The organism is Spiroplasma sp. TIUS-1 (assembly GCF_010365785.1).
In the GTDB taxonomy this organism is placed as follows: domain Bacteria; phylum Bacillota_I; class Bacilli_A; order Mycoplasmatales; family Mycoplasmataceae; genus TIUS-1.
Map to the genome: position 1 here is coordinate 451447 of NZ_CP048387.1, position 20966 is coordinate 472412.

Here is a 20966-nt window from a genome sequence, read left to right on the forward strand (position 1 = left end):
TTTTTTTTATTAAATTTTTATATAGTCTTTTGAATTTCAAATTACTTTATTATCTCATTTTTCTTCCTTGGTACCGTTCACTATAATTGTTTTTGATTTAAACCTGTCAATAAAACCCTTAGTTGTTCATTTATCGCCAGACTTATTTATAACAATGGTCTTTATATCTTTAAATTGGTACATTTTGTTGTTTAGGATATATTGTTGAAAACTTAAACTAATATCACTAAAAACAGCTATATTGTTATTTATAATTACGACTCCGCCCTTATCTCCTTTTGTTTTAGCATTGGGGAAATTAATTATTTTATTTCCTGTAAAACTTTCAAAATTTGTTTTAGTTAATAAATTGTTTATTTTCTTATTTTGAGTCAGTGTCTGTAATTGTTTTGAATTATGTGCTAATTCATTTTGAATATAAACTCATTCAATTTTTTTAATTCCTTTGTAGTCCAAAAAGGAATTAATTTCATTTTTATTTGAAACTCCAAACTCTGTACCTGCGTTAAGTACTCTTGCTTTTCGTTTTTCTATTTGTACAATATTATTTACATATCCTGATCTTATTAAGTAAGTATTTGTTTCCAATCCAAAAATAAAATTTGAAAGTTGCATCATCATAATTGAAAGAACAAATACTATTAAATAAATAAAATTTACATTAACTTTAAATAGTTCTTCTTTTTTCAAAATTATTAAAAGTATTGAGTAGTAAATAATTGCAATTAAAACATTGTAGTGTCCTATCCATGTAACTAGAGTTAAATATTTTAAAAGAGTTACTATAATATTTAAAACAATTAGAAATATATCAAACGAATTACTGCCAAGCGGAATAAAAATTGATATTATCGAAACAAAATACAATAGACAAAAATATGGAATTAATATGAATGAAAATACTGGTCCAAGTCATTGAATCTTGTAATAAAAATATATTTGTATTGGGGCAAAAGTAATTATTGAATAAAAATACATATAAATATATTTTTTATAACCATTCTTATAATTTGAACTAACTATTAAAAAGTTTCCAATCAATATGAAATAGAAAGTATCAGTAACTATAAACATAGGACTGAACAATGTTGTTATTAAAATGAATATGTAAAATTTAGTAATTTTTCTAAATCTTACATCTCATTTTTTACTCCAAATTTTGATTGACTGATAAATAAGAATTTTTAAAATTAACCCCTCAAAAAAATTTAAGTAATTTAAAACAAAAATAAAAATTCATTCAAATGAGGATAAATATTTTTTTGAAAAATTTAATTTATCAAAAATTAGTCTAACAACTCAAAATAAAACAAAAATATTTAATCACTTAATTTTTGCAATGTAAGTTATTTCCATATCAATTAAATTTTGCTTTATATCCAAAAAATCTGTTTTTTGTCCATATGTAAAATTTAATAAATTATTTGAACTTTCAAACTTATTTTTAATAAAAAATTGCAGACCTTTATACTCACTTTGCAAATTTGTAATGTTTGAAATTTCAAACTTCACTGAGTCTTTTAATAAATACTCATTAAAGTTAAAATCTCAAAAATGCCCATAAACATTGATCTTTTTAAACTCCCCTACCGCTTTAACAAACTCCCCTACCGATAGGTCATACTCCCCCGCTGCATTATCTAATAAAAATTTTTGATTCAAAAATTTTAAAATATAAAATCCATTTCCTTTTTTTGTAACTTGAAATAATGACGGAAAACTAACGAAAAAAAATAAGAATTCATTAATAAACAAATATGAACAATATAATATTCAAATTAACACTAATCATTTTGTATATCTTCAAAAACTTATATTTATAAAAATATAAGTTAAAAAAACGATTATAAACAAAACTCACATTGCTTTCCAAAATAATATTGATTGTATTATTAAAAATAAAATTGCAATTGCAAATTTATTTTTAATAAATCATTTTTTCAATTGCATAATCTAAAAATTCTTTTCGGTAGCTTGTATTTATGAAACTAAAAACTTTGTATTTAATCTCATAAATATCTTTCACTTCCACATCCCAACAAAGTGATTCAAGTTTAATTGATTCTTCTAAAGATAAACCTGCATTTAAAAAATAATCAATATTTACCTTATTATGATCAAATCTATTTAGTAATTTAACATTTTCTTGTTTTAATGGAATAAGCTTTATGGTAATTTCTTCTTCAGATTCAATATCTATATTTTGTCTTTTATCAAAATAAAAATTTTTCGTAATGTTATATTCATCATAAAAATCAACAACATCTTTTGCTGTTACAAAACTCTCTTGAAAAATTACTTCTTTTGGTGGAATGATACTTGTGTTCACTACATCAATACCATATGCTACTAAAAATTTTATTGTTTTTTCTTTTTCCTCTTCATGATTCTCTGGCGAGATATCAATATCTCTTTGAATATTTTTTTGTCTGTCTCCAAATATATCAGAAAAATCAATTTCATAGATTGAAACTGCAATTCCGATTGGCAATAATAAGCAAGTTAAAAATTTAATTCATTTCAAGTTTTTTTACCTCACTTATTACAACGTCACAAAAAATTAAAAAAATAATCATTTTACTGATTATTTTTTTATCTGATTCAATTTTAGAAGCAAATTATCATATTGCTCTTTGTATTTTATTTGTTTTAATTTTTCAGCATCAATTTTGTCTTTAGAAGCTTTTAAAATAAAACTTTCATTTGATAACATTTTTTCTAAGCGAACTAGTTCACTTTCTACTTTTATAATATCTTCATTCAATTTTTTCATAACTTCTTCTGTATTAATAAAGTCTGAATTCTTAATGTAAATAAATAAGTTTGTTAAAGCTATTGTGCTAATGTTTTTCATTGCGCTTGCATCTTTAGCATATGTAATAGACGAGTTAACCATTTTTAATAAATATGAGTTGATTGAATCATAATTATTTTTTATATCTGTAGTAAATTTTAATTGAATAACATTTTTAATTTCATTATTTAATCTAAATGATCTAATTTTTTCAATTAATTCAAAAACATTTTCAATATCTTCAATTTCATCATCTGAAATTTTAACTTCAAATTTAAACATCCACTCTTCTCTCAATATTGATTCTTTATCACCAATCACTTTATATATTTCTTCTGAAATAAATGGCATAAAAGGATGAATCATTATTAATAGTTTTTTCAATACCAATAATAAAGTTTGTTGAGTAATTGTTCTTACAAGCAAATTATCACTTTCAATATTTGCTTTTGATAGTTCAATATACCATGAACAATATTCATTTCAAATAAAATTATCTAAAACCTTACCTGCAATAGCAAATTCATATTTATCAATTTGTTTTTTAAGTTCAATTAAGGTTGCATTTGTACGATATAAAATTCATTTATTTGCAACATTTCATTGTTCATTAATCTTGTTAATGTTTTTAATTAAATTTGATTCTTCAATTGATGCGTTCATATTTTCAGTTTTCATAACTACATATCTTGAAGCATTTCAAATTTTGTTTGCCAAGTTTCACGAGCTTCTAATTTTTTCAACTGAAAACTTAATATCCATACCTGGAGAAGAATTAACTACAAGTGAATGACGTAATGTATCAGCCCCGTATTCTTCAATAACAATTAATGGATCAATACCATTTCCCAATGATTTTGACATTTTACGACCTTGTTCATCACGTACTAATCCATGCATTAGGACGTCATTAAATGCCTTCTTATCATTATTTATATATTGTGTTGTAAACATCATTCTAGCAACCCAAAAGAACAAGATATCATATCCTGTAATCATTGTTGAAACAGGTCAAAATTGTTTGTATAAATCACTTTGATCTTCTTCTGATTTGTTTGGATCATATCCTAAGCAAACCATTGGTCATAGTGATGATGATGCTCAAGTATCTAGAACATCATCTGAACGTTTTCAATTTTCTGGATCAGTTGGTCCATCTACACTAACATGAACTTGATCTTTATTTTTTTTGTTATATCAAACTGGTAATTGGTGCCCTCAAACTAATTGTCTTGATATTGTTCAATCATGAATGTTTTCCATTCAACCTTTTAAAGTTGCATCAAATCTATTTGGGTAAAACCTAATTGGATCTTGTGATTCTTGCATTTTAATAACATTATTTGCAAGACTTTCCATTTTAACGAATCACTGCTTAGATAACATTGGTTCAACAATAGTTTTTGATCTTTCACTTAAACCAACTTGGTGCTCAATTTCTTCAATTCTAATTAATGTGTCATTAGCTTTTAAAGACTCTACAAGCCCTTTTCTAGCATCAAAACGATCAAATCCATTTCACTGTCCACACTTGTCATTCATAGTAGCGTCATAGTTCATAACATTGATGATTGGTAAGTTATGTTTTTTACCTAGATCAAAGTCATTTCTATCATGAGCTGGTGTACATTTCATAACACCTGTTCCAAATTCAATGTCAACATATTTGTCAGCTATGATTGGAATTATTTGGTTATTTGCTGGGTTAATTACATTTTTACCAATGAATTTAGAATATCTTTTGTCTTTTGGATTAACCACTAAACATATATCTCCAAACATTGTTTCAGGTCTTGTTGTAGCCACTTCTAAAAATTCTTTTGAATCTTCAAAGAAGTATTTAAAGTAATACATTTTACCTTTTACATCACTGTGGATAACTTCAATATTAGAAATCGCAGTTCCTAAAATAGGATCTCAATTAACTAAAGTTTCATCTTCATAAATTAATCCACTATTGTACATTTTTACAAATACATCTTTCATGTAATCTTGTAGGTGTTCTGAGAATGTAAATTGTTCTAAATTATAATCCAAAGCTAAACCAAATTTTGATCATTGGTTTCTAATGTTTTTTTCATAAACTTTTTTTCATTCTCAAATATGATCTAAGAATTCTTCTTTACTTAACTTATTTTTATCAATTCCTTGCTCTTTTAAATGTTTATCAACAACAACTTGTGTAGCAATTCCAGCATGGTCCATCCCTGGAACTCAAACTGTTGCAAATCCATTTAGTTTTTTAAACCTAATTAATAAATCTTGAATTGAATTATCTAGAGAATGTCCTAAATGTAATTTACCTGTAACATTTGGTGGTGGCATTATTAAAGAAAATGGTTCTTTTGATTTATCCATATCAGCTTTGAATAAACCTAAGTCAATTCATTTTTGATATTTATTTGCTTCAACATCTTTGTGATTGTATTTGTTATTCATATAATTCTCCCTTTTGAAAATAAAAAAAACGTTCCTAATTAAAGGAACGAATTTCTCCGCGGTACCATCCTAATTGACCTTTTTATAGATCCACTCAATACTTATTAAATTTTTATTTAATCAACCTTCAAGTAGTTATCATATCAACTCACACCGACCGTTGATTCTCTGAAAAGATAAATTACCTTACTCCTATTAAACATTTATATAATAATTATATAATAATTATATAAATAACTATTTTTTAATTTATTAGTCAAAAAAAACTTGCAACTTCAATTATTTATCTAATAACTAATCTATTTAATAATTGCAATACATTTTTTATGTGCAGGTCACATATTTGACATGTTGACCTCACTATTATTTTCAACACCATCAATATCTTTAACAACTCAAAAATGATTAGGATCACTAATATTTAAAGAATATTCATCAAATTCAATTAATCAATTTTTATTTTTACAATTTGGACATAATCCTTTAGAATCAACAGAATCAAATCTGTTTTCTCATATACTTATTAATTCGCTTGTTCTTAATTTTGGCATAAAAATAATTCTCCTATTTTTATTATGATTACAAAAAAAAAAAAAAAACAATACCTAATTTCTAAAATAAAAAAAGTCTCAACGACTTTTTAAATTTGTATTTCTGTGGATTCTTTTTCATCTTCAATTATTAATTTAGATAATCTTTGGTTTCTATCTCACCTATTTGGGAAGTGTTTTTGAATTATATATAAAACACAATCTGAAACTAGCATTATTAACATTGGTAAAAATGCCAAACCAATCATTACTAAAATAATCATTGGATGTGATTGATAATCTGAAATTCCAATTAATCCAAACATTGTTGAACTAACTCCAGGCGTCAAAATAATCATTAAGTTCAATAACAACGCTAAAGCTGAAGATATCATTAATGGAGTATTTGAAGTATAACCAAATTTATTAGCACCATTTCATGTAGTGATTCTCATTGTATTTACAAACAATGCTGGTGAAGTCATTGCCACAAAGAACATTGCAGTTGTTCTAAATTTATTAAATAATTCAGGATCTTGAACATCTTTAGCAACAACTCCAGCTATATAAAATGCTGAAACTACCGTAATTGTATTAATTATTATAATTCTTATAAACATTCCTCAAATACCCTCAAATAATGAACTCTTATTTTTCAATTGTATTTTTTGGTCTGTTTCTTCAGTCAACCCCATACCGATAGTTGTTGCAAGCATTGTTTCAATAACTAAGTTAATTCATAAAATATTAATAGCTTCTAATGGAGACATACTTGAAATTAATATAATTAATCCCATCGCAATAATATTTGAAATATTCACACCCATAACAAAAGCAATAGCTTTTTGAATACGTTTGTAAACTCCACGTCCTTCTTTAATACCATTAATAATAGTAAATAAGTTATCGTCAGTTAAAATAGCATCAGCAGCTTGTTTTGCTACATCTGTTCCAGTTATTCCCATTGCAACTCCAACATTTGCTGCTGCAAGTGACGGAGCATCATTTACACCGTCTCCAGTCATAGAAGTTATATATCCCTTTCTTTGTAATAAAGAAACGATTTTAACTTTGTGTTCTGGATTAACACGTGCAAATACACGAATGTGATCAATAACTTCTAATAACTCAAAGTCACTCATTGATTCCAATTCAACAGAGGTCATAACTTGTTTTTCTGAATTAGCTAATCCTAGTTCTTGAGCAATTGCTAGAGCTGTTTCTGGGTGATCTCCTGTAATCATTACAACTTTCACACCTTTTTTGTAAGCAAGGGCAACAGTTTCAACTGCAGCTTTTCTAACTGGATCTTTCATTCCAATAGCACCTTGAAAAACAAAACCTTGTTCTAATCCATTTGTATCAATTGTTGAGACTACTTTTGAGGCAAAAGCCATAACACGTAATGTTTTTTTACTTAGCTCACGTGTCATAGTCATTATTGTTTCAATATCATTTTTGGTAATTGGTTTGATTTTGTTGTCTTCATAAATGTGAGTACAAATTTCTAAAACTTGTTCAACCCCACCTTTAGTGAATGCAAATTTTTCATTGCCAATTTTATTTACTGTAGTCATTCTTTTACGTGATGAATCAAATGGAATCTCTGATAACCTTTTGTACTTATTTCTAACTTCAACTTCGTTATGACCCATCAAATGTGCATATTCAACAAATGCTAATTCTGTTGGATCACCAATTTTTTCACCATTTTGAATAACCGAATCATTACACAAAATAATACCTTGTGTCATTCTAATAGCTTGTTCTGACTCATTGATTCTAGTCAATCAATCATCTGAATTTATTATTTGACCCTTGTAAATTATTTTTTCACAAGTCATCTTGTTTTGAGTAAGGGTTCCGGTTTTATCTGTACAAATTACGTTAACACCACCTAACGCTTCAACTACGCTAAGTTTTTTAACAATCATGTTATTTTTAACCATTCTTTTTGTACTAATGCTTAATGCAATAGAAACAGCAGCACCAAGACATTCAGGAATTAATCCAATAGCTAAAGTTAATGCAACCATTAAGTGACTTAACCACTCTAACCCCTCATTGTTACCTGAGTCTGGTGAAACAATCATTAATGTAACAAAGAATAAAATACCCACTATAATTGAAGCTCCTGCGACAACTATAGAAAATTTATTTATTTTTTGTTCAAGCATTGTTTTTTCTTTTTTAGTTTCAGAAATCATTTTTGAAATTTTACCAATTTCTGTCTCATCACCAATTTTCACAACAATACCAGTTGCTCTACCATTTGTGATAAATGTAGACATAAAAGCAATATTTGAAAGTTCCCCAAGTATCTTAGAATTGGAAGCTAAAGCAAAATGATTTTTTTCAACAGGTACTGACTCCCCTGTTAAATTAGATTCATCAATCATCAAATTTGATGAATCTAAAATTCTTAAGTCAGCTGGAATATATCTTCCAGCTTCTAATATCACAATATCTCCAATTGTAAGTTCTGAAGATTCTATCTCTAATTGATTACCGTCACGAATAACTAAACATTTTGGTTTAGTTAGTGAATTAAGAGCTTCAACAGATTTTTCAGCCTTAATACCTTGTATTGTTTGCATTGTCCCATCAATGAAAACAATTGCAATAATAACAATGAAATCAATAAATTCTGTATAGTCAACATGACCATTTGCAGCACTCATAATTGGTGCTACTAAAGATACAAATGCCGCAAAAACTAATATAAGTTGAATTGGTTCTATTAAAGTATGAAAGAAAATTACTCAAGGTGATTTTGGTTTTTTTTGCTTAATTTGATTTTTACCAAAACGCTCAATATTAACTGCAAGCTCATCTTGTGATAAACCTTTATCAGGATTTGATTTATATTTTTTAACTACATCTTCTGGTGTAAGACTCGAAGGGTATGGTTCCATTATTTTCTCCTAATAATTAATATAAATTATATATTATTTGCCAAATCATTCAATAAATAGGTCATATATTTTATCGATGTTTTGTTTTGAATCTGAAGATACAGCAATAAGTTGATTTGGGTCTGTTTTTAAAATTTCGCATATTCTTTTTTGAAATTTTTGAACATCATTTTTCTTAAGTTTGTCTAATTTAGTTGCAACTATTAAAACAGGAATTTGTTTTCCTCGCAAATATTTGTTCATAGCAATATCATCTTTTGTTGGTTCATGTCTTAGATCAATTAGTTGACAAACAAATTTTAGATTTTCACGTCCTTCAATATATTCTTCAATCATTTCTTGCATATCATATTGTTTTGAATGCGATAATCTTGAATATCCATAACCCGGACAATCAACAATTCTAAATTCATTATCGTTTATATCAAAAAAATTTAACAACTGTGTTTTACCTGGTGTTTGAGATGTTTTTGCTAATTTATTTTGTCTTGTAATTGAATTAATAAAACTAGATTTACCAACATTACTTCTTCCCATAAAACAAACTTCAGGAATATTATCCTGAATTCATCCATTTGCTGCAGCAGCAGATTTTACAAATATTGCTTTTTTAATCATGATACTTTTCCCCACAAACTTCCTTAAATAAATCTTTTAATTTTCAATGATATTTAAATTGTATAACTTCAATAATTTCTCCTTCAACAAAAGAAATTGTCATTGTAGTTCTTTTCAAATTATTTGTAATAACATGAATTGAATCAATTGGTACAACATTTTCAATAAATATTAGATTATTTTCAAACACTAACACAAAAATGCCTCTAATCATCTTATTTGAGATTAACAATAATACAATAAAGTACGAAAGAGAGACAAGTTGAAACGCCATTGAAGTTCATTCAATTCATTTTGCATTAATAAAGATAAATGCAATGAACATGATCAACTGAATCATTTCCAGTAATAGAGCTGCAAAAAATAAAATTAATAAAGTTATATATAAATTTTTATTAAAAAACTTTTTTTCAGTTTGAAATTTATTTATTCTTAATTTGTTTTTGATAAATTTAAATAGATTAAACATCAAAAAACTAAAAATGATGAATATCAATATAATGTTTATAATCTGTGATGTCATATCAGCCTCTTATTTATTTAATATTGCCTCGTATGTTTTAAAAACACTATTGTCTTTAACTTGAATAAGAAAATATAATGTTTCATCAAGTTTAATAACTAATTCGTGAATTAAACCATGATTTACATATTTTACACCAGGTTTAACAATTGTACCCTCTTCGATTTTTAATTTGTAATTATCCTTTTTACTAATAATTACTATATTCTTATTTGTAAAATAGATGTCAGCTTCAATATTTTTTGACTTAACATATTTTAATACATTCTTCATATATCACTTATCACCAGATGTAACAATATGTGATTTGGTTTTAAGTATCTTTCCAGGATGATTTTTTAAATTTATATAACAAATTTCACCTTCTGGTAATTTAAAATCTAATTCTATAGGTTTTAAAATTACTATATTATTCGAATAAGTTTCTTTTTCCTTTCGGATTTTTTCAATTATTATTTGCTTGAAAAATGCAAGAGTCCCAAAAATAATTAGGATACTAAATCAAATAGAAAAAAAACAAATTAATAATATGTCTGTTGTTGTCATTTTATCTCCATATAATAATTATAATTATATATAAACCTAAGGAGTAAAATGATTAACTATTTCAAGACTACAAAAATCACAGAAGAAGATATAAAAATTTTGAAAAGATTTGATACGTTTTGGTTAAGTTTTGTTCAAAAAGAAGTCAAAAGATTAAATAAATTTACAAGTAGATTTAAGGGTTCTATTTCTGAATTTATTATCCTTGTTCCTAATAAACATGAAGATTTGATTGAATTTGAAAGACAAATTATGAATTACAAAAATTTCTTTAATCAAAAATATAAGCAAATGAAAGACATACTTCCAGCATTAAATAAGTTAAGAAACTGAATTGGTGCCTATAACACTTGCCTAGGAATTACAATTTACTTTAATAATTTATGTAAATTTATAAAAGATAATGAAGGCATTAAAAATAATGAGTTAACATCTAAATTCAATGATGAGTGTTTAAAATATTGAGAAAAGCTTGGTAAAGAAGTCAGAAAACACATTGGTAAAGATCATTATCTAGATACCGTTGACAAAAACTTTACAAATGAAAAAGAAACTTTCCTTAACTTCAGAGTACCAATAAAAAGTTATTTATATTACATTAAGTCTTTAGCTAAAAAGAAAAAGATTACTGAAATAAAATATACAAACTCAGCTACAGAGTTATTAGAATTTGGAAACTTTATATTTGGAATTGAAAAGTGTGTGGATAAATATAATTCTAAAATAAAAAAATAATCATATGTTGATTATTTTTTTATTATATTTTCATAACTGTAAGTCACTAATTTTAACAGTATCTAAATATAGTTTATTGTTTAGATAGACTGTTAACCACTTCTTATGATTCATATGGATATATTTAGTTAAATTAAAACTCCTACTACCTCATATGTGATTATGTATTTTAAATTTAACTTTAAAAGAAAAAACGAACTTTAGTTCGTTTTCCTATTAATCTTCAATTTCAACTTCTAAAGCTTTGTCAGCTAAAGCTTTTTTAGTCATCACATGTCTTTTTTTATTGTAAACAACATTATTTAAAATAAAACCTGATAATGCAATATAAATCCAAAATACTACTAATGTCACAAAATTTATAATTGAAACAATTGCAATTATATTTTCGTAATCTGCTAAATTTTCCTCTGACACAAAACCATTCAATAATATTATTGCAAGTGTTGTCATAACCCCAACTACTCAAGCAATCAATGGAATTACAATACCATTAAGTAAAGCTTTCTTTGACATACCATCAGAAACTTTATTTGCATCAATTAATGTTGCAATTACATATAAGATTAATGATGATGATAATACTAATGAAGCAATAGCTGCAAACCATGATCAAATTTTTGTACCTGATCCTGGTTCAGTAATTGCACCAACAGAAGCAATTCCAACCATTGAAACTGCCAATGTCATAAACATTAAAAAGTATAATATGTAATAAATTCTTAGTGGTTTTGCTATTTCTTTTTTCATATCTCTATAAATTGGTTTTCTCATTATATAAATATAATGACAAACAACTGCAGAAATTATTCATGTTCCTAAAGCAATTGTTGAAACAATCAATACACTTAAAGAATCTGATAAATCACTAGCAACACCATTTAGTGCTGCAGTAATTACTCCAAAAATTGCAAAAGCTGGTAAGAATGTTATAGCTAAAAATAATCCAAATCTAATCATTTCTAAACTTATCATTTTTCAACCAAGATTAGAAGTTCTTTCTGAATCTGGCATTGCTTTATAATACTCAGCAACTTTACTTGAACCAAGTGATGAATATTCATACCCACGTTTGAAGTCAAAAAACATTTCATCTCCACGACCAGTAATTGCTCTTTGTCTTTCTTTTGAATACATTGTTTTTAGTCCATCGACAACAGTTTGTGCTGGGTCTGCTAAATGTGATACATTTTTTTCTTTAACAATTAGAACAATTAACTCATCCATCATGTTATCTAAAAATTTTGGTTTAAAAGATAAACCTGCATATGCTCCATATGAAGCCTTAACAGCAGCTAAATCGTTTGCGGCAATTTTTGCTTGTAAATCAGTTGCATATGCAATTGATTTTTCATAGTTAAAAAGTAGATTTGCTTGTCTACCACGTAAGTAAACTTTAATACCTGAAACAGTTCCAAGAAATACTTTAATTGTTAATGGTACAAATAATGCAAATACACCCCCAACTAATATTAATTTAAATGGATCTAATAATTTTTTTGCCAATGAATTTGGCGCCATAAATCCTTCAAATAAATAAGTAAGTTTATCATTACCTTCTGTGGCTGTTGCTTTATTACCAAAATCAACTAAAGCAATAATGAAATCTAAGTTTGCTTTTGAAGCTTCACTTAAACCACCATTCTCGATAATATTTAATGAGCCCATTAAAGCTAGAAGCTCAGGATCTTTTGCTAAATAATCATAAGCAGACTTATTTTCAAAATTTAGTTCTCAAATTTCTCTCAAAATATTATTGAATCCCGTTGAACCCAATTCGTTACCATTAATGTTATAAATGGCTACAGTATCAATTCATGATGAGTAACCAAAGTAAATTACTGCGATAACTAATAACGCAATAACTAATTTAACACTATTTCTCATTTTTCCCCCTGCAGTAATTTGTAATTACTCCACTTATTATATATAAATAGTTTTTAATATAATAAAAAATCTATTCTACTACTTCAACTTCATCAACTTTAACATTAGTTTGTATTGAATCTGCAACTAATAAACATATTCCAGTAACTAGTGAAAGAAATATCAATGTAAATATACCTAATGCTATATGTGGTTTTTCTGAAGGTGTATCAATTTGGTCCATTGCTTTCTTAATACTAATTGTCATTGGTATACATCATATTAGTGGAATTATAAAAAATCCCATAAAAATAGTTCCTAAAATTGCAAATACATACGCAACTGTATATAAAGTTTTTTTTGTGTTATTGTTTGTTGTATTCATTTTTGTCCTTTTTTATTTATTTTAACTTAATTTGTAATTCCAATAATTGTTTTTCATCAACTTTTGATGGTGCATCGTTCATCATATCTATTCCACTACTATTTTTTGGGAATGCTATAACATCCCTAATGTTTTCAGCTCCAGTTAATATCATAATTATTCTATCTAACCCTAAAGCTAGTCCTGCATGATATGGGGCTCCGTAATTGTAGGCATTCACAAATCACCCAAAATTGTTTTGAACTTGCAAATCAGTTAACCCAACTGATTTAAACATTCTTGCTTGCAACTGGTTATCGGTAATTCTTTGACTACCTCCTCCAATTTCAAATCCATTCATAACTATGTCATAAGCTGCTGCTTTAGCATTTAGCATGTCACTATCAAAGGAATCTAAAAATTCTTCTTGTGGCATTGTAAATGGATGATGTGCAGCTACAAATCTATTTTCTTCTTCTGAAAATTCATATAATGGAAAGTCGATTACTCATAGCAATTCAAATTTATTTGAATCAGCTAATTCATAAATTCTTGCTGCCTCATTTCTTAAAGCACCCATTACTTTAGAAGCTTTGTAATATTCATCTACTACAAATAATAATGTAGAAGGTTTTTTAATATTAAATTCGTTGATCAAACTTAATTTTTCTTGATTACTTAATTTTCCACCAATTGAACCACTTCAATTGTTAGATTCAAATTTTGCAAAACCTAAAATATTAATTCCATTTTGTTTTGAAGTTTCTGATAATCTTTCTAATTCTTTTTTACCAATAAGTTTTTCTACACAAATTGCTCTAATTGATTTCTTATCCAAATTTGTAAACAATGGAATTTCTGTCTCGCTAAATATTTTATTTAGTGTTTTTATTTCTAGGCCAAATCGTAGATCGGGTTTATCAATTCCATATTTGTCAATTGCTTCATCTCAAGTTATTTGCTTAAATGGTTTTGTAATAGAAACATCTTTTATCTCTTTTAAAATTTCTACCATTAAAGACTCAATGATCGCCATTACATCTTCTTTTTTAGCAAATGCCATTTCCATATCAAGTTGTGTAAATTCGGGTTGTCTATCAATTCTTAAATCTTCATCTCTAAAACACTTTGCAATTTGAAAGTATCTATCAATACCACCAACCATAAATAATTGTTTATATAGTTGCGGTGATTGTGGCAATGCATAGAAATGATGTTTATTAATACGCGATGGAACTAAAAAATCTCTTGCGCCTTCAGGAGTTGATTTACCAAAAATTGGTGTTTCAATTTCTATAAAATTATTTTTAGTAAAATAATTTCTAATTACATTATTCATTTTTGATCTAGCTATTAAATTTTTAGCTATTATTGGTCTACGAATATCTAAGTATCTATACTTCATTCTTGTGTCATCACTTGTTTGAACATCATCTTTAATTTCAAATGGTGTTAACAATGACTTATTTATAACTGTTAATTTAGTCACTTCAATTTCGATTTCACCAGTTGAGATTTTTTCATTGATAGATTTTCTTTTGATCACTTTACCTTCAACTTCAATTACATATTCATTTTTAATTTCAACTGAATCTTTGATTATTAATTGAGTAATTCCATATTGGTCACGTAAGTCAACAAAGTTCATACCACCCATTTTTCTAACCTTAGCAACTCAACCTTGTAAAACAACATTTTTGTTTATTGATTTAGAATTAAGTTCACCACATGTATGAGTTCTTCTCATTTTATTTACCTCGTATTGTTTTAACTATTTCGTTGTAGACTACTTTAGTTTCTCTTTTAGTCTGTTGATTTTTAATTACAACAACATTTTCTTTTAGTTCATTATCACCAATGATGATTATATTTCTTGCATTTAACTTTTCTGATTGCTTAAATGCTGATTTTATATTGCGATCTTGAAAATCAAAATCAGCAATTAAACCATCACTTCTTAACATCATCAATAACATAGTAGAAAACTGTTTTGCTTTTGGAGTTAACCCAATAATATAAGCGTCTAGTTCTTTTGGCGGTGATAATTTAATGTTCATGGAATCTAAATCTAATAAGACTCTTTCAATTCCCATTCCAAATCCTAAACCACTAACATCTGGTCCACCTAATTGTTTTAATAATTTATCGTATCTTCCACCACCACAAAGTGTTGATTGCGATGCTAAAGTTTTGTGTGTTGACTTAATTTCAAATACCATTCCTGTATAATAATCAAGACCTCTAACTAATTTTGGATTTAATACAGTTTTGATATCAATTAAATTTAACAATTTAACTAATACTTTTAATCAGTCTTTATCCTCTTGACTCATAAAATCATTCATTGTTGGTACACTCTTTAGTTTATCTTGATCAACTTTACAATCTAAAACACGCAAAATATTTGTATCGATTCTATTTTTGCAGTCATCACATAAATTACTAATTAGCAATAATGACTTCTTAAGTTCTGAAATATATTCTAGTTTTTCTTTTCCAGAAATTAAATAATTTAAATCAATTGATAAATCATTTGTTTTAAATCCAAAACTTCTTAATATTGTAATTGCTAGTGTAATAATTTCAGCATCAGCTTCAGGTGATTTTTTACCAAATACTTCAACACCACATTGATTAAATTCACGATTTCTCCCAATTTGTGGTCTTTCATATCTGTAATATTTACCAATATAAAATAATTTCAATGGTAAGTTCTCGGGTTGAACAAGTTTATTTTCGATAACAGATCTAATCACTGGCGCTGTCCCTTCTGGTCTTAAAGCAAGAGATCTACCTTTTCTATCCAAAAATTCATACATTTCTTTTTGCACAATATCAGTTAAATCACCAACTCCCCTTTTGAATAAATCTGCAGATTCAAAAACAGGTGTTATTATTTCATCAAAGTTATACTTAGACATAACATCTCTTATTATTGTTGAAATAGCAATATATTCTTTTGCTTTAGCACCAAATAAATCTTCAGTACCACGTGGTTTTTTTAAGTCCATAAATTTCTCCATTGATATTATTTTACATTAAATTAACACCTATTATTTTAACTACTAAAATTGAAATTATGTAAATTGTTTTGTTGGCCAAATTATTTTCTATCCATTATAAAAAAGAAAATAAAAAAGTATTAATATTGATGAAATAATTGTTAATCAATTTATTCCAAGTAAATATAAATACTTTTTTTATTTAATTATTTTTTTAACATTTGCTCAACTAATAATAAACGTTATTAAGTATAAAACTAATAATCCAATAAAAATTAAAATGGGATACATTCAATGAATATTTGTATAAAAAACATAATCAGTTGAACTAGAAATCTGATTGTTTATTGAAGAAATTGTAAATATTCCTAAACCTAAACCTATTCCAAACATAAATAAAATTCAAGAGTTATACAAACTAAAAATTTGTTTAATTAAATAAAAGTTTGAATATCCCATTGTTTTCATCATTTTCATAAATTCAGTATTTTCTTGAACTATTAAAGTGGTTGAAAGAAGAAGAATTATAAAAGTAATTGCAAATAAAATAATTATAAATATAAAAATAATGAAGTTTAATTTAATAATTAGTGAGTCAATAATATTAGAAGCTAAATACACAGGAGACACAGTATTTAAAGTTGGAGATGAGAATCCTTCATAATAACTATCTTTGTTTACAATTGGTTGACACTCTTCAGAATTCTGGTCCTCACAATTTGGTGGAGTTATCAATTCATATGATCCTCGAGTACCAAATTCACTATAATCTCCAAATTTCTGTGTTGAAGAAAGGCCAAGTTCCAGATCATCTATTCTTGAATTAGACGATAATTTATAATTAAATACTGGATATAAATTATTGAATAGTTTATTAATATTACTCCACTTTTCATTATTATTAACATTTACAATAAATTCCTCATAAGACGGATTGGACTGTAAAAAACTTTGTAACTCTTCATCAGCAAAATTATCAAATTCATATAATTCATCAACAAATGCTCATTCAGGAATAAAAAAATTTTCAAAGTTAAATTTTTGAACTTTGTCATACTCTATAATCTCATTTGCATTTTCATTCGAAATTCAAGCTTGTGGTTTTCCATAGCTTTGTTCAATACCAACAACTCTAAATTTTTTATCTAAAAATCCTTTTTCGTTTGAAATAATAAGTTCATTTTCAGTAACTTTTTTGTGAACCGGGGGCTGTTTTGAAGCCCCTAGAGCACTTCCATTTGTGATTGCTAGGTCTTTTCCACCAAAACTTGCAGAAGAAAATTCTTCAGGTATTCCTAATACATTTGTATCTGAAAAGTTTCTTGCTTCATTTTTATTTTTAGGATTTGAATAGTAGCTTCGACTTGATTGGGTTCTAAAGTCTTTATAAGGATTGTTTCTTCATCCCATTTTAATATCATTTACTAAATCAATTTCTTTAAATTCATTATTCACCAATTGTTTTAATTTTGAATTAAAGACTTCAAAATCAGCTAATGAATCAATATCCAAGTTCATTTTGTTTGCCAAAGATTCGTTAATTACTATATCGTATGTTTTATGATTGTCTACAAATAATTTTCTATTTAATAACTCGTAATCTTTATTCATTAAAATATTTAAAGTTGAATTTGGTTCAACACCATTTATTTCAAAATTTAGTCCATTTTTGCTAACTTTAAAACTAGTCCCCAACTCATCAAAATTTTTATTGTATGGAACAATACTATTGCTGATTGTGAAATTGGTTCCTTCATTGAGAGAATCAATTATTTTTTGTTGAACATAATATGGTGAGTTTGTATAACTCAATAAAATTATTGCAACACCGAGTCTTCATTCAAAGACTGATAAAAATCAAATGGTTAAATTATTATTCAAATGCTTTATTTCATCTTCTGATCAATTACTTAATGAACTTGATTTTATATTTTTAACATTAACTAACTCATCTTCTTTTCAAAAGTTAAAATCTGGCTGCTCACTATTTTTTATTTCATAAAATTTATTATAGTTATTATCTAATTTTCAAAATTTTTCATAGTCTTTATTTCTAATTGCCAACCCTTTTTTTATGACTTTATTCAATTGAACATTATCAAATTTATTTTCATTCAAAACTTTTTTATTGTAAGTTAATGGAATAGAATCAACATATTTTTTATAAAAATTTAACATTATGTTATTGTATTTAATTAACATTTGTTTATTAGGATTTTGTTTTTTGAATTGTTTTAAATTGTCAGATAGAGTAGCATAATCGTTTCACTGAAAATAAATATTTTGCATAGTTTGCCCTGACCCTGCTGCACCTATAATTCCTGAATCATCAATTTCTGCATTATCCAAATTTAATAAAAAATCAGTAGATAAATTCTTTCAATTTAATCAACTAAACTCAGCCCAAGCGGTGTTGTGTTTTGGAGCAATATCAAATGAGTAAAAGTCAGTATGAATATTATCTTCTATCAAATCATTTGTGACTTTATATCAATCAATTTCATTATTTGAATCCAAAGGATAAGCAGTACTCACATCTTGTTTGGTTTTTGAACCTATATATTGTTGAGTTATTTTGTTCTCAAAATTAAATCCTCATTTTGCATCCTTAAAATCTGGATTATATGTTTTTAAGAAACTTAATGGATTATTGGCAACCGGAGGACTGTAAACAACTTTATTTTTATAATGAATGTTAGAAAAAATATTATTATAATTATTTTTTATTTGTTGTGGGATAAATAAAACAGCAGACATTAATGTTGAACACAATAACATTGCAAACGCAATGCCAATTATTTTTGAAATTGATGTCACAAATAAAGCTGATCTCAGTTTCTTATCAAAACTACGTTTTGCAAATATTTTTTTATATTGAATTGCTATGAATGAGATTCTTGTTTTTTTGATTCCAAAATTTAAGTTAGTCAAAGGTTTATTAAAATTAATAATGCAAATTATATAAGTTAAATAGAAAAAGAAAATTATTACCAAAACAAATGAGATAATTTTTAAAATCATAAATGTATTTGTAAAACCAAAACTAAAGTTAAAAATATTTGTTAATGAGTTTAAAAAAACATTTTCCAAAAAAAGAAAAATCAACATTGAAACAACAAACCCACCTGTTGTAGAAAAACTTATCATTGCTAAATAATTAAAAACGATTTTGTTATTTTTATAACCCATTGACTTTAAATGACCAATTTCTGTCAATTCATTTTCAATTTCTCTTTTTGAGACTAGATAAAAAATGAATAATGCTAGTGACAAAATAACCAACATTAACATTGACATCATAAAATTAAAAGACACAATTACTACTTTAACATTATTAACTCGATCATAATTTTGATATGTCTTGTCATCATTGTTATAAAAATATTTTATATTGTTTGTAAGGTTTGCTAATTTTTTAAAATTCAAATCAAGATCTTTGTCTGTTGTTCTAATTAAGGGATCATCAAATTTAATAGAATAATATGAATTTCGATCAAAGTCAGATGTCAAAGAAATTGCAGCAGCTGTTGAATTAAATAACTTCATTGTTCTTGGATTAGAATTACCATCAAAATCTATGTCAAATTTGTAATCCTGAAAACCTAAATTAATTGGATGAACGTAGACTAATGCTTCTTGTTTTGATTTTGGATACAAAGACAAGCTATCAAATGTAGGATATGCAAAATCAATTGAACTACCAAAACCAATTACTTCATATCAATTTAAATCATAATACTTGCTGTTTTGTAATAATTCATCAAATGAAGAAACTTGTTCTATGTCTTGCTTGACGCTTTGATTTTCTTCTACTAAAAGACTAGTACCATATTCATCAGGCTGTAATCTTATGATGCTTCCAATTTCTAATTTGTTATTTTTTGCAAAAGTAGGATTAACAACTACTTGTCTTTTAACCTTTTCAAAATCAGCTGAAAAGCTTTCTCCTTCACTAATTACCAATCTGTCTACGCTATTATCCCCTACTGAATCAAATTTCGAAATAACTTTCAACTTCAACCTTTTTTGCTGATTTGTAATATTATTAATTGTTCATTCTTCCGTTTTAGTTCATTCAAATTCATTTTGATAAGCCATTTTATTTAATAAATATTGTTCATATAAATCCTGACTTTCAGGCAATTTAGTTTTGTTATCTTTAGTTGGATTTATTAGACGAGAAGAACTTTCTCTTTTCATAACTACATCTCGTAAATTACTTGTAACTTTAAAATCTTCATATGCATTACTAACTTTTAAATTAGTAGTTAAAACCGTAAACAAACAAATAAAAAATAGGCAAACTAAAAAACCCAAAGAAAAAATTTGAATGATCTTTTCTTTGGATTTTCTTATTGAGTTTTTAAAAAACAATCAATACATAAATTTCCCTATGAATTTATAAAAACTTAATTCATTTAATTATTTCAATACTATAACATAACTTTATGTGTTTATTTCAACACAATATATATAAATTTTTTTAATAATTTAAAGTGAATTTCACTTTGATTTTAAAAAAAATAACATGTAAATCTTTTTGCAAATATAAATTTTAAGTAACAAGATTTATAAAAAGTAACTCCTTATTTTACCGCTTAACAAACTATACCTAGTCTTATAGACAAAAAGAT

At 26.1% G+C, this 20966-nt stretch carries 14 protein-coding genes; 1 reads left to right on the top strand and 13 read right to left on the bottom strand.

Annotated features, from left to right (window positions below; translation table 4 throughout):
• Nucleotides 1–9: 9 nt before the first annotated feature.
• From STIUS_RS02020 to STIUS_RS02055, 8 genes are all read right to left on the bottom strand, one after another.
• Nucleotides 10–1662, bottom strand: a complete 1653-nt coding sequence (locus STIUS_RS02020; RefSeq protein WP_162649706.1) for a hypothetical protein — start codon at nucleotides 1660–1662, stop codon at nucleotides 10–12.
• Nucleotides 1663–1924: 262 nt separating this feature from the next.
• Nucleotides 1925–2524 (bottom strand): hypothetical protein, encoded by a 600-nt coding sequence (locus STIUS_RS02025; RefSeq protein WP_162649708.1) that lies wholly within the window; start codon nucleotides 2522–2524, stop codon nucleotides 1925–1927.
• 60 nt (nucleotides 2525–2584) lie between these two features.
• Nucleotides 2585–5233: a valine--tRNA ligase gene (locus STIUS_RS02030; RefSeq protein WP_162649710.1), complete on the bottom strand. Its 2649-nt coding sequence runs from the start codon at nucleotides 5231–5233 to the stop codon at nucleotides 2585–2587.
• Between the two features lie 299 nt (nucleotides 5234–5532).
• Nucleotides 5533–5784: a hypothetical protein gene (locus STIUS_RS02035; RefSeq protein WP_162649712.1), complete on the bottom strand. Its 252-nt coding sequence runs from the start codon at nucleotides 5782–5784 to the stop codon at nucleotides 5533–5535.
• An 89-nt stretch (nucleotides 5785–5873) separates the two neighbouring features.
• The gene (locus tag STIUS_RS02040; RefSeq protein WP_162649713.1) at nucleotides 5874–8678 is read right to left on the bottom strand and encodes an HAD-IC family P-type ATPase; all 2805 of its coding nucleotides are present in this window, start codon (nucleotides 8676–8678) and stop codon (nucleotides 5874–5876) included.
• Between the two features lie 33 nt (nucleotides 8679–8711).
• Nucleotides 8712–9296 (bottom strand): ribosome biogenesis GTP-binding protein YihA/YsxC, encoded by a 585-nt coding sequence (yihA, locus tag STIUS_RS02045; RefSeq protein ID WP_162649715.1) that lies wholly within the window; start codon nucleotides 9294–9296, stop codon nucleotides 8712–8714.
• Entirely contained in the window at nucleotides 9289–9819 is a 531-nt protein-coding gene (locus STIUS_RS02050) for a hypothetical protein (protein ID WP_162649717.1), read from the bottom strand. The genes yihA and STIUS_RS02050 overlap by 8 nt, the downstream gene beginning before the upstream one ends.
• 9 nt (nucleotides 9820–9828) lie before the next feature.
• Nucleotides 9829–10365: a hypothetical protein gene (locus STIUS_RS02055; protein ID WP_162649718.1), complete on the bottom strand. Its 537-nt coding sequence runs from the start codon at nucleotides 10363–10365 to the stop codon at nucleotides 9829–9831.
• Between the two features lie 48 nt (nucleotides 10366–10413).
• Here STIUS_RS02055 and STIUS_RS02060 point away from each other — a divergent pair, with 48 nt between their 5' ends.
• The gene (locus STIUS_RS02060) at nucleotides 10414–11100 is read left to right on the top strand and encodes a hypothetical protein (RefSeq protein WP_162649720.1); all 687 of its coding nucleotides are present in this window, start codon (nucleotides 10414–10416) and stop codon (nucleotides 11098–11100) included.
• A 216-nt stretch (nucleotides 11101–11316) separates the two neighbouring features.
• On the opposite strand, the gene STIUS_RS02065 is transcribed toward STIUS_RS02060, so the two are convergent.
• The 5 genes from STIUS_RS02065 to STIUS_RS02085 all read right to left on the bottom strand — a co-directional run bounded on the left by STIUS_RS02065 (nucleotide 11317) and on the right by STIUS_RS02085 (nucleotide 20532).
• Entirely contained in the window at nucleotides 11317–12987 is a 1671-nt protein-coding gene (locus STIUS_RS02065; RefSeq protein WP_162649722.1) for a hypothetical protein, read from the bottom strand.
• 70 nt (nucleotides 12988–13057) lie between these two features.
• Nucleotides 13058–13351, bottom strand: coding sequence for a hypothetical protein (locus tag STIUS_RS02070; protein WP_162649724.1), 294 nt, complete (start codon nucleotides 13349–13351; stop codon nucleotides 13058–13060).
• Between the two features lie 16 nt (nucleotides 13352–13367).
• A complete protein-coding gene (gene aspS, locus STIUS_RS02075) occupies nucleotides 13368–15077 on the bottom strand; it encodes an aspartate--tRNA ligase (protein WP_162649725.1) in 1710 nt (569 codons plus the stop codon).
• Between the two features lies 1 nt (nucleotide 15078).
• Nucleotides 15079–16341 (bottom strand): histidine--tRNA ligase, encoded by a 1263-nt coding sequence (gene hisS / locus STIUS_RS02080; protein ID WP_162649726.1) that lies wholly within the window; start codon nucleotides 16339–16341, stop codon nucleotides 15079–15081.
• Nucleotides 16342–16530: 189 nt separating this feature from the next.
• Complete coding sequence (locus tag STIUS_RS02085; RefSeq protein WP_162649727.1) at nucleotides 16531–20532, bottom strand: ABC transporter permease; 4002 nt, start codon at nucleotides 20530–20532, stop codon at nucleotides 16531–16533.
• Nucleotides 20533–20966 lie beyond the last annotated feature (434 nt).